This window comes from Okeania sp. SIO2F4, assembly GCF_010672385.1.
Classification (GTDB): domain Bacteria; phylum Cyanobacteriota; class Cyanobacteriia; order Cyanobacteriales; family Microcoleaceae; genus Trichodesmium.
The window spans coordinates 1-12224 of the sequence record NZ_JAAHGT010000199.1 but is presented as its reverse complement, the minus strand read 5'-3'; the positions used below and the strand labels follow the sequence as shown (position 1 = coordinate 12224).

The 12224-nt window shown below is 35.2% G+C and carries 8 protein-coding genes, 1 tRNA gene and 2 pseudogenes; 9 read left to right on the top strand and 2 right to left on the bottom strand.

From position 1 onward, the window contains the following. Positions 1–1099 precede the first annotated feature (1099 nt). From F6K22_RS14765 to F6K22_RS14725, 9 genes and pseudogenes are all read left to right on the top strand, one after another. The gene (locus tag F6K22_RS14765) at positions 1100–1363 is read left to right on the top strand and encodes a hypothetical protein (RefSeq protein ID WP_293098933.1); all 264 of its coding nucleotides are present in this window, start codon (positions 1100–1102) and stop codon (positions 1361–1363) included. Positions 1364–1544: 181 nt separating this feature from the next. Continuing rightward, on the top strand, positions 1545–2276 hold the full coding sequence (locus F6K22_RS14760; RefSeq protein ID WP_293098931.1) for a DUF429 domain-containing protein: 732 nt from the start codon (positions 1545–1547) through the stop codon (positions 2274–2276). Positions 2277–2290: 14 nt separating this feature from the next. After that, complete coding sequence (locus F6K22_RS14755) at positions 2291–2845, top strand: hypothetical protein (protein ID WP_293098928.1); 555 nt, start codon at positions 2291–2293, stop codon at positions 2843–2845. A 1915-nt stretch (positions 2846–4760) separates the two neighbouring features. Beyond that, positions 4761–4952 carry a photosystem II reaction center protein PsbZ gene (psbZ, locus tag F6K22_RS14750; protein ID WP_293077205.1) on the top strand — a complete coding sequence of 64 codons (192 nt, stop codon included), beginning with the start codon at positions 4761–4763 and terminating at the stop codon, positions 4950–4952. Between the two features lie 283 nt (positions 4953–5235). Beyond that, complete coding sequence (ribH, locus tag F6K22_RS14745) at positions 5236–5817, top strand: 6,7-dimethyl-8-ribityllumazine synthase (RefSeq protein WP_293098926.1); 582 nt, start codon at positions 5236–5238, stop codon at positions 5815–5817. A gap of 93 nt (positions 5818–5910) precedes the next feature. Beyond that, positions 5911–5982, top strand: a tRNA-Gly gene (locus F6K22_RS14740). A gap of 350 nt (positions 5983–6332) precedes the next feature. Further along, a complete protein-coding gene (locus F6K22_RS14735; RefSeq protein WP_293098924.1) occupies positions 6333–6737 on the top strand; it encodes a hypothetical protein in 405 nt (134 codons plus the stop codon). 705 nt (positions 6738–7442) lie between these two features. After that, a complete protein-coding gene (locus F6K22_RS14730) occupies positions 7443–8696 on the top strand; it encodes a glutamate-5-semialdehyde dehydrogenase (RefSeq protein WP_293098922.1) in 1254 nt (417 codons plus the stop codon). A 440-nt stretch (positions 8697–9136) separates the two neighbouring features. Next, positions 9137–10020, top strand: a pseudogene (locus tag F6K22_RS14725) (IS982 family transposase). 148 nt (positions 10021–10168) lie between these two features. On the opposite strand, the pseudogene F6K22_RS14720 reads toward F6K22_RS14725, so the two are convergent. Both F6K22_RS14720 and F6K22_RS14715 read right to left on the bottom strand, forming a co-directional pair. Continuing rightward, positions 10169–10552: pseudogene (locus F6K22_RS14720) on the bottom strand (GFA family protein); the annotation flags it as partial. Positions 10553–11926: 1374 nt separating this feature from the next. Next, positions 11927–12224 (bottom strand): fatty acid desaturase (locus F6K22_RS14715; RefSeq protein WP_293098918.1); only part of this gene is annotated, 298 nt, incomplete at its 5' end.

Below are 12224 nucleotides of genomic sequence, written 5' to 3'. Positions count from 1 at the left end.
GGCCAATAAATGAATAAAGCATCAATAAGAAAGAAATAGGGTGATATAGCTGCTACTAGGTTCACCTTTCATGTCGGGGATCTCGGATTAGAGAGTTCTATCAAAAGTATTTACAGAATGATTTATCAGAAGAAAAAACTAAATATCATTTTCTCAAAAATAATTGTTGTACAGTTGTAGCTTATTTTATTTGCAAGGCATTAGAGTGTTCTCAAAAAAACTCTAAACTTTGTTCACCTTCCAGGTATCAAACAGACTCATGTTTTGCATACGACTCTAATATTGAGAAATTGGTTGTGGCATTTAATAAAAAATTTTGGTCGCCCCGATCTCTGAAATCTTTTGCTAAAAAAGTCAAAAAGAAAACTGAGAAAAAATCGTCTGTACTAAGTTTTCCTGTTGGTCAAAGAAATATCTTATACCATTTATCAAAAACTTCTCTACATTTTATTGAGTAGGGGACTCACCCCTAACTCCTCCCAGGAGGGAGAGTAGGGGAGTAGGGGAGAGGTAAACATAAGAATGATTAACATTAACTTAACTCAAATTAGCAAAAAAGTTATTCTACTTATTTTAATTACTTAATAACTGAAGTGTTGCCTATAGCAATCCTAAATGATTTGTGAAAATTTTTAGAATAGTTAATATTAACGGAAAACCTTTAAAATTCTGACTCCTGACTCCTGACTCCTAACTACCACCAAAATATTACAACTGAAATAGGATTGCTATAAGTATAGCATTAATGCATGGTAAGTCGTTTTAGTTATTTTTTTGATAATTATCAACTATCTAATATTATTTAGCCCATGTAAATATAGCAATCTTATTTGAATTGTGAGAAATTGTAGATTTTTAGGGAATAGGGAATAGGGAATAGGCAAAAAATATTCATTCCGTCATTTCTACCACATTAACCTGGAATCTACTGTATTTTCTAGACTTTTAAAAAATAATCAAATTCTCACATTTGATTCCTACTTGCTATATTATGACAGTTATAATTAATATAATATTTGCCGAGGTTAACTTCCTCAACATAATAGATATAATGCTGTTTTTGGCTTCAATTTAGCTCATGCTTCGATGTTGACTATTAATGACAAAAATCCCGGATGAAATCTATATCAGTCATCGCCTTCAAGTCACAAATTTTAGAAATAACTTTGGCAAAAATGCCGATAAGAAGTATTTTTTCAGAAAAAATTTTACTCCGAAAGCCAAACAGATTTATTTTGATGAAAATAGCAAAAATAGAAAACGTAAATCTGATAATCAGATTGTTATTTCAGACTTAGATGAATATGAAATCGAAGAAATAACTGTTGTTCGGTTGTGGCGTATTTTATGCGCAAAGTATTAGGATATTCTGACTATAAAATTTGTAGTTTTTTTTTCAAAAAAACACAAAAATATGTCTTTAAACTAATGATTATAAATGAGTTTTAGTAGAGAAAAATTAATCCAATAGATATAAGTTTTTGTTAGATTATCCAGTCGCTTAATCCCAGCTAAAATTTATTTATTTTTACGAAATAAAAAGTATGAAATTTATTGGAATAGACCTGGGTTGGCAGTCGGGCAAAAGTGGTTTGTGCTGTCTACAATACTCAGATAAGAAATTAAAAATATTAGACTTGAATTGCAAATTAAAAACTGAAGATCTTCTCAATTGGATTGATAATTTAACTCCCCTATCAACTCCAGCTCTAATTGCTGTGGATGCTCCAACAATCATTCCCAATCAAACAGGAACTAGACTGCCAGATAAACTTACTCATAAATATTTTGGTCGTTATCATGCAGGATGTTATCCGGCAAATCTTAACCGCCCTTTTGCTCAAAAAACTTTAAATTTTGGTATTAGTTTAGAACTAAAAGGATTTATTCATGCACCAACAATTGAACCTCAACAACCAGGACGTTTTCAAATTGAAGTTTTTCCCCATCCAGCTATAGTTAATTTATTTCAATTAGAAAAAATTTTGAAATATAAAAAAGGCAGATTAGCCGAGCGAAAATCAGAACTTGGAAAACTGCACCAATACATTATAAATATCTTACCAACTCTAGAACCTGCTCTACTAATTTCCGATAATTTCTTAGATATGGAAAAAATTAATAGTACGATCGCTCTCAAAACTACAGAAGATAAATTAGATAGTTTAATTTGTGCTTATATTGGTGCATACTGGTGGTATTGGGGTCAAACAAAAAATTTGGTATTGGGAAATCACACAACTGGATATATAGTAGTTCCTAATCGACTAGATTAAACCCTGCTAAAGTTATGAAAGAAAATATAGCCGAACTCAAATTAGAAGTAGATACTTTAAAAACAGAAATAGATGCTTTACAAGCTGAAGTAGATACACTTCGTCAAAAACGTTCCTCTTTCCAAATAAATGTTAGTTTTCCCAAAGATAATACTCCTGAAGCACTAGGGGAGTTTCGTCAAAAAAATACTGAAGAAGCTGCAAAGTGGCAAGCAGAAATTCAAGAAATTAATCAATCTCTCAAAGTATTAGAGGTGCAACTTAATCAAAAAAAAACTACCCTACAACCAAAAAAATCTCGACTAGAATGGCACGAACTACAAGAACAAGTTTATCAGGGGGGAAAACTCTTACAGGAACAAGTAAAAAAAGTCAACGAAAAAGCCAATCAACTTGAAGCCGAAATACAAACTCTCAAACAAATTTATCAAGAATTAAACCCTCTTTATTGTGAGTGGGTACAAAATACAGCCAATATAGTTGATTTTCAGGCGACAACTATTCCTTATGTTTATGTGAAAGACAATGGGTTTGAATTGGGCAATAAAGAAATAGAGTTAAGGGAATAGGGAACAGAAAAAACTACTGTTCAACAATTAATAATTAGGGTTTGCTTATGGAAAGTATGAGTGGTAGGGGTAGGAGACTCGAGACAGGAGACTCGAGACTGGAGAAATGGAAATTTGATTAGGAGGCAGTCGTAAAAATTGTAAGAGTGATTTTTCTGCCATAATCATCCCAAAATACTAGCATGCATGAGCCCCTTAGACCGAAACAGGCGCACTTTTTTAGACCAAAAAAGGCATTTACTAATATCTATCAGTGCTTTGATATTTAATCAGGCAGCCCTAATTAATTATTAATTATTACCTCTTCTTATAAAGAAGAATATTGACTAAAAAGATTTTTTTCTTTTTTCTTTTTTCTCCATGAATGGAGAGGCTTTATACCTTAATTTTTCGGTTAAATTAATTTTAAGAAGAAAAAAGATTGAGATACACCTCTATTTTTGTTAGCTTGATAAAGGAAACCCAATCTATTAGGGCGTCTAGTTTGAAAATCTGAGTTAAGGAATTATACCAAGCGTGAAAAAACAATGTTACGAATAGTAAAAGCAATAAAAAGATTTTACAGCAAATGCCCCTTTGATAAAGCGGTGCGACCCCGCGCCCTCCGGGTATCTCTTTCAGAGACGCTCCGCGAACGGCAGTTGCGTGACTGTCGCTTAACCCGCAAGGGCGCACTGCACTCACCGTCTCACGGCGCAAGCGGTCGGAACCCGGCGAGGTCTCCCGCTCTTTCAGAGCCGCTCCGAAGTGCGCCATGGGAATGCCGACCAAGAGAGGGAACGCGCACCAAGAGAAAAAGATGATTTACGAACTAAAAAATGGTATTGAAACTATTCATTCTGCTGACTGAATTCTGACTCCTGACTCCTAAAAACTCCCCTGGATATTTGTAGCAAACATTTATTAAATTGGTATTAGACGTATTGCCTTCTGAGATCAAATCATTTATCTAACCCTGGAAATATTTGGCAAAATTCTCTCTTTTGCTCTATCAAACAAAACGAATTTTTATGCCCTCTTAGTTATTCCTTCGGTTTACCTAATTCTCCCTTGGACTTATGTAGTTAATGACGAAAAAATTTCTGCTCTGGGAAAATATATTTGATTGACTATCACTGAAAAAATCAAAGCACAAATAGATGATTCAGATATGGAATATATCTTTATTTTGGGAGATTGGTCATAGAAGCGATCTAAACAATAATAAGGCACAAAATATAGTAGTTAATTATTGATTAAATTACTTTTGTTTTCTCTAATTTAATAGTTCTATTTACTTTCTGGTCTCTAGGTAAAAGTCTTCCTTTAGAGATTCATATCTTCTGTGCTTTTGAACTTATTCTCTTAGTAGTTTTAGTTACAGAAATTATCATTTATGCCGATCTAGCTAAACTTCGATAAATTTAGATAATTTTACTATTGATTAAAAATCAGAAGCAGCATTAGTTAACTCAACAATAAACTTATTTCAACTATCATAGTTAATTAATCTGAAAATATATACCAATTCCCAAAAAGCGTGAGGTTCAAAATTTGTTTGTTTTAGGAAGTATGTAGTTCTATGCAAAGTCCTTACAGATTAGTAATTCGGGGAATAGAAAAAAAGAAAAAAAACTATATTTCAGTAACTTGAGAAACTCTATAGATAGTTCAATTAAACTCAATGAAGAATTAAAAATTAATAGAAGCTTAGTAATTATTACTCAAAGACATTTGTAGAATTCTGTGTAGAGATTATGATATATTCTACAAATTCACTTTCATTAATTTTACGGCAAACCTCCTGGTTACTCAGCAATACTCTACCACTTACCTACACCGAAAATTCACTACTCAAATTAAGATTACCATCGCACAGTTTATGATACTGTAATTTCTTATAGGATGAATTTGTTGTTGCACCGGGAGAAAAAAAATGTTAACATTCCTATTTCAATTCGTACTACTTTTATTAGTAGTCTTATCCTTTATCTTAGTAGTTGGCGTACCTGTTGCCTATGCTTCTCCTCAAATCTGGAGTCAAGGCAAACCTTTAATTTTTATTGGTTCTGGTTTGTGGGTAGCACTGGTAATTGCAGTGGGTGTTTTAAACTTTTTAGTAGTTTAGGCCAAATTCAGTTATCAGTTATCAGTTATCAGTTATCAGTACCTCTAAATGAAGCTTGATGCTTGAAATACTGAAGTTTATTTTTTCATCTCCTATCCAAGGGGCAGGAGACCTAGTTTTTTTTGGTAACATTAATCTGAACTGGTAATATCTAAAATCTAAGATAGGAAATAATGGATGTTAAGAGACAGGAGATAACAAGTGGCAATTCGTTATCTCCAGACTCTTACATAAATAACTATCAACTTTTATCACAATAATTAACATTAAAAAAAATTCTAATATGACAGTTTTCGAGGGAACATTTACTCAAATTGACTCTTTACGCTTTGCTATTGTAATTGCTCGTTTCAATGACTTAATTACTGGCAAACTGATCGAAGGTTGTCAAGACTGTTTGAAACGCCACGGCGTCGATCCAAATCCAGAGGGTACTCAAGTCGATTATATTTGGATACCAGGCTGTTTTGAAATTCCTCTACTAGCACGTCAATTGGCCATGAGTAATCGCTACGATGCCGTAATTTGTTTAGGAGCTGTAATTAAAGGCCAAACTCCTCACTTTGATTATGTAGCTGCTGAAGTATCTAAAGGAATTGCTGCTGCAGCATTTCACACAGGAGTACCTGTAATCTTTGGAGTTTTGACCACAGATACTATGCAACAAGCTCTAGAGAGGGCTGGTATTAAAAGCAATAAAGGCTGGGAATATGCCATGAATGCCTTAGAAATGGCAAGTTTGATGCGTCAAATCAATAGTGGTATAAATTCCTCATCAAATAATTATAATATTACTGGTACAACTCAATCATTACCAATAACATCTAACAGTTTTGTAGAATCTGACTTGTCTCCAGAAGTATGACAAAACTAATCTAGGATTTACTCTCAAAAAAAATTCTGCTTAGGGGTTGACAAATAAAGTTAGTTGTGAAAACATAGATATTAGTTAAATACTGCGGGTATAGCTCAGTGGTAGAGCGCAACCTTGCCAAGGTTGATGTCGCGCGTTCGAATCGCGTTACCCGCTTACTAATAATCTTTTGTAGAATGCTTATTATCTAATCCTTAGCTAATATTTAGAAAGCGATCGCTCCTAATCATTTGTAAAATTCTTTTTTCAAATTGGTATTAGAGGGTTGCAATTAATACCCGTGGACTGCGGGGAATGGAAACTGTCTGCTAATAGTGTACTGTTGTGATCTTTGTGCCTAGATAAGTGCCGATGCAGAAAATCCTAATTGTGAGGTTAGGAAATCTATCACCTTATGTATTGATTCAGTATCGAAAGCGTCACTAAGAGATAGAATTGGCATAATAGACCTATACTGAGTCTCAGATCATCTTTTTTCAATAAACGCTTTCGGTTCTACGATTACTTTGCGACCTCAAAAAGCTCAAAAGATTGATTTGAATGGAGAGTACCCCTGTCCATGTCGGCGTAGGGGCCGCTTAATTCCAATCGCCCTGACAGATGCCTTTGGCTGTAACCGCTGTCAGCAAATATTTGTTGTCAATGAAAGTAGCGATACTATTGAACAAATCTCGACTCACTATTCCTATAAGCCTGCTTGGCGATGGACAGGTAAACAGTGGTACCGGACTTATTCCAATTGGAAGGCTCACTACTTGCTAATAGCTGTAGTAATGATTTTAGTACCTTTAGTGATTTGGCTACCTTTAGCTTTACACTCTCCTGGTTCTAATATAATTATTTGGGCACTGGTGGCAGTGCTTTTGGCCATGCTTCCGGCCTTAATGGTCTGGCTTGCTTACAGACGATGAGAGCTACTGACGTTGTATAAAGAGTGACAACTTGGGCTAACTAAACTTAAATTTAGGGTTCTTAGTTGCTTCCCTTAAGGGTTTTGCCTCTGGCCTAGACTGTTTTACCACAGCCTCCGATAGACCGACGGGATATAAACTTTTGATTCCCTAGAGTCCCTGTGTACTGGTTATGATATTGTTCAAGAGTTGCATTTATCTGCTGAGATTTTTCCTCAGACACCAATAATAACATCGTTAGTTATATCAGGTGGTATAAACCCCATAACCTTAGTTTTAAAAGGTTCTTACCGAAAAATTAAGGTTTAAAGCTTCTCATGAGCAAGGAGAAAAAGCAGTCGTTTAGCTGGCGCAAAACGCGCGTTAACGCGGAGCGACTTGAATTGCGTAGCTTGGAGTAGGATGGGATGGCAAGGAAACCTCGCCATATCCAATCTCCCCTTGAGAAGAAAAAAATTTCCTTTGAACCAATCCTTCTATTACAGAAGAGGTAATTATTAATTATTAATTATTAATTGTTAATTAATAATTATTGAACATACCCATAATTTGGAGGTCTTAGAAGTGCCTGACTTTCACTCTCAATATGGTCAGTGGTTGGCTGATTGACGATTATTACACCATAACTTCAAGAGCCGTCGCCTTTCCCATAGGACGCTGAATCAATAGATAAAGCGCGGGACCTCCCGGCGGAAAGTTAAACTTATGAATAGGAAAGATTATTCTGCTAACTTAACGATGAATGTGATTCATCGTGCTCATCAAGGTTCTCTGGAACTTGCTAAAACTAAGGCTTTAGAACGCTCTATGGCCTTACAAGCAATGGCAGAAGCAATTTTACAGCATAGAAATGAGATTTTAGAAGCTAATACTCTGGATTTGGAAGCAAATCGGACAATTCCTATTCCAGCGCCAATGGTCGAATTGCTTAAGTTGACACCAGAGCGACTCCAAATTACTGTTCAAATTTTACAACGACTTGGAGATTTGCCTGATTTAGTAGGGCAAGTAGTTGGTGCTTCATATCAATTAGAACGTAGTCAGAGTTATGGCCAACGTATTCCTTTGGGGGTTATTGCTCTAATTTATGAGGCATTTCCAGAGTTGGTGGCGATCGCTGCTGGTATGTCTATTCAAACTGGAAATAGTTTGATTATTAGGGGCGGGAGTGAAGCTCATAATTCTAATTTAGTAATTACTAAAGTATTACGGTTAGCTTTGAAGCAGGTTGGTTTACCTGTGGAATGTATAGAATTTTTACCCCCTACGGACAAAAGTTCTATTCACTATTTGCTTACTCAAGACCGATATATAAATTTAGTTATTCCTTATGGGCGAGATAGTTTGGTTGAGCGAGTGGCAAAAGTAGCAAGTGTACCAGTTTTGAAAGTAGCAATGGGTAATTGTTACTTGTACTGGTCTGCTAGTGGTAGTTTGGATATGGTTCGTTGGATGATTTTGGATAGCCATGAAAGTAAGCCAGATCCAGTTAATGCTATAGAAAAGGTATTGATAGATAGTAAGCATAACTTTTCTGTGGTGGTTAGACTTTGGAATAGCTTGAAGGAAAATGGTTTTGAAGTTAGAGGAGATGCTGCTTTAGTTGATGAGTTTCCTGATTTGATTTTAACGGAGGATAGAGATTGGAGTCAGGCTTATTTGAGTAAAATAGTTGCTTTTAAAGTTGTTGATTCTATAGATTCAGGAATTAGCTGGATTAATAATTATAGTAGTGGTCATGCTGACTGTTTAGTAGCGGAATCTTATCAGGAAAGTCGTCAGTTTGCTTTGGGTGTTAATAGTGCTTGTATTTTTATTAATAAATCTCCGAAATTTTCACGTTATCAAAATCAAAAGGATGGTATTTTTTTGGGAATGTCTAATCAAAAATCTTTTGCTCAAGGTTTGATTGGGTTAGAAGCTTTTACTAGGATTAAATATATTTTTCAAGGGAATTAGAGTTGAGGTGGGAAGGAAGAAGTTAAGAAGTAACAAGATGGAATAAGTAAGGAAGAGGCTTAAATTTCCTGTAGAGATTAACGCTCTTGTTTACACGCTCTAATACTAACGGACATGATATGAGTTAGATCAAGTGGTCAAGACAGATATAGCCTGCCTCTATTTTGATTGATGAAATTTTCAAATCAAACGTCTTAGTTTACGCGATGTGCAACTTTTTTGTAAAGTTGGTGAAACTTGAATCTATTCAAGCTTAAGTTGGGACTAAATTTCATGGAATTTGAGTTACCCAGGATGCTAAATTAGTTAAGTGTAATCTTCAATACATTTTGTTCGAGGTTTTATTCAACCCTAGACATTAAGAAAATCCCACGATTAACTTTTAAACTGAAAAAGATTAAAGAATTAAGGTAGTGGGACAAATGTTTTCTATATAAGAGTTGCTCATAGCTGTTTATTGTTGTATAGATGATTTACTCCCAACAGATTCAAACAGAGTCTCCACCCAGAACAAGAGGATTTGCACCCTGATTAACTGATGCTGAAGTAATGAGGGTGCAAATTGTTGGTGAATTTCCAGGTATAGATATAGATACAGACAAAGGGATTTGGGAATATTTTCAACCCCATTGGTTGTCTCTCTGCACCTCACATAAAAAGTCGAACTACTAATCTGCGTATCTGCAGCAAATCTATGGATGTATAAACAAGAATTACAAAAATTTTTAGCATGGAAATTAGGCGCTTTTTCTGATTAAATTCACCTAGTAGATGGCATTCCTATACCACCATGCTGTATCAGTCGTGCACCTAGATGTTAAAGTTTTTCAGGAGAAGCAGATTATGGTTCCAGATGCTGCAAAAAAAAGTTATTTTTATGGCTAGTAAGGTGATTTAATGATTAATAGTTGGGGAGTAATTACCAATTTTACGGCTACTTCAGCTAATGGTTCACACAGAGAAGTTTTATGGGAAATAAGTTCGGGAGTCCATGGTTTATTAATTGGGGATAAAGGTTATTTAAGTCAATATTTAACTGAGGAATTAAGTAATTTTGGCATTGATTTACAAACACCATTGCCGCAGAATATGAAAGATGAACGCCCCCAATCTTGGGTAAAATTAATGGTGAAAACACGACGATTAATCGAAACAGTAATTGGAAAACTTCAAGAAATATTTAACATGGAAAAAGTTTGGGGGTAGAGATACTTGGCATTTGACAAGTCGTTTCTAGCGGAAAATATTAGCTCACACTATGGGTGCTTGGTTAAATCGTCATAGTCATGACCCTTTACGCTTCGATGAACTTATCAATCCATAAGTTGCACATCGCGTTAGTTTTTAAATAAGATGATGAAGACAGATATAGCCTACCTCTATTTTGATTGATGAAATTTTCAACTCAAACGTCTTAGTTTTTACAGCGCAAGGAAGAAGAAAGCTGGTTGTGCGTAAGTCCTGATACTTTTTTATTCTGAATATTGCGCGAATACTTCAGCCTTTGTCAAGTTCTTCGTTTTGTTTGCCAAAGAATAAAAGGATGGTTTTTCATCAATAAAAATCTGCTGCTCAAAGGTTAAGTTACTGTCGTTATCTAGCAAACCAACTGGAATCATATGGTATTTTTTCTGTTTCAGTCGATAAAATAGATGAGTGCCACATTGGCTGCAAAAGCCACGTTCAGCCCATTCAGAAGAGTTGAATACAGATATACTGTCACTGCCTTCAAAGGGAACTCGATCGCCACATTTAATTGCCAAGAGAGGCCTACCTGTCCATTTTCTGCACATACTACAGTGGCAAGCGTTTACACTGTTGCTCACTTTTTTAACAAAAATGCTTACTGCATCACAAAGACAACTTTCTTGTTTTTCGTTCTCGTCTGACCAAGAAAATGGGTTTCAAGCCTCGCCCTTATAGGGCGAATGTGTGTGTTACAATGAAATTGGTATTGAAAACACCCACCCGCCTTGTTAGCCATTATTATTAAGCCCAAGCTAATAATTGAATGTCCCTTAAGTAGTCCGGGAAAAGCTGAGAGTCAATGATTTGGTCAAACTTGAAGCACCATCTAAAAATTAGGTTTTTAGGTAATCGCCGCTTGGCACTCGGAGATTTAAAACGGACGTGGAGGAAGGCATCAGACTATTGCTAGCATCATTCTGCACCCGATGAAACGTCAACCCCATTCAGCGACCACAGTTCTGCTGTGGCGTGGTGAGGAATCCCCGTCTTTGTAAGACGGGGAGGATGTCAAATAATTTATCTTCTGATATTACTAAATGTACATTTGAATTTTTGTCAAACCCAAGAGTCGCTAGATATAATATCAAAATGGTAGTTAGATATCGGTGTGAAAAACAATGTAGGAAGGTTATATAAAACCTGCTTTACAAAACTAATATTATAAAACGTCACAATTAGTGACATTTTAATTTTTATTTCCTGCTTCTACCAGAACTGTCGGCAGCACTCTGTCCACAAGCATTCACGGTCAAGCCTACCGCATCTCTCTTGCCTTGTACTAGCATATAGTATACTTAAAAACTTACCGAATAATTAAGTTTTAAAGCTTCTCCTTTTAAGGAGAAAAAAGAAAAAAAAATCATTTTGGTCAATCCTATCCGTTTTAAGGAGAGGTAATTATTAATTATTATGGCTCTCCTAGACTAGTTATAGCTTCTTAGTAGTTGAAACAGCTCTAAACTCTTAAATAGCACAGAATTCAACCAAATAAAAATCCCTTTTGATTAGAATTGCTTTTTTCTATTCATATAACTATTGCTATGCAAGGATTATAGAGTTCCTAAGTGTAGTAATTTATCATAGCTACCCTGGAAGAGCCATTATTAATTGTTAATTATTGAATATATCCTTATTCTTTGATTAAGTCAATGCACTTTGTCCTCGCTACGAAAATTTGAGAAAAATGCTGATGTAATTTCTGGAGATGTCTGCTACCTATTACCAAAATAATAGGGTTAACAAGATTTTGCTCTGGGAAACTACTGGACTAACACAACTAAAATGGTGCCCTGCGACGGATTCCTAAATAGCTTTCACAACTTAAATTTTAGCGGTAAATACGCACTCTAATAGCGTGTCTAGCTTAAAATAGGGCAATAGAAAAATGGCAAAATAAAGCTAAATATTGGTTTTTCTTGAACATCCTAAAGCAACATTTCAGGCTTGACACGCTACTACAATAATTAATTATTAGCTCAAAACTATTTTGTTGCTAATTTCACATCAGTCGCTAAACCAAAAGCTTGCAATAATTGAATCATTATCCAAGTTGTATCAATTTCCCACCATTGCAAACCATGACGTGCTGAATATTGAAAGGCATGATGGTTATTATGCCAACCTTCACCATAAGTTAATACAGCTACCCACCAACAGTTAGTCGAAGAATCACCAGAATCATAGGTACGATAACCAAACTTATGAGTGGCACTATTAACTAGCCAAGTACAGTGAAAAACAACAACTATCCTAAAAAAAACACCCCAAACTACAAAAGAC

Bases quoted from the DNA above. Each gene is read 5' to 3' on its own strand.
- F6K22_RS14760 (WP_293098931.1), top strand. From the start codon at position 1,545: ATGAAATTTATTGGAATAGACCTGGGTTGGCAGTCGGGCAAAAGTGGT.
- F6K22_RS14730 (WP_293098922.1), top strand. From the start codon at position 7,443: ATGAATAGGAAAGATTATTCTGCTAACTTAACGATGAATGTGATTCAT.
- ribH (WP_293098926.1), top strand. From the start codon at position 5,236: ATGACAGTTTTCGAGGGAACATTTACTCAAATTGACTCTTTACGCTTT.
- psbZ (WP_293077205.1), top strand. From the start codon at position 4,761: ATGTTAACATTCCTATTTCAATTCGTACTACTTTTATTAGTAGTCTTA.
- F6K22_RS14755 (WP_293098928.1), top strand. From the start codon at position 2,291: ATGAAAGAAAATATAGCCGAACTCAAATTAGAAGTAGATACTTTAAAA.
- F6K22_RS14765 (WP_293098933.1), top strand. From the start codon at position 1,100: ATGACAAAAATCCCGGATGAAATCTATATCAGTCATCGCCTTCAAGTC.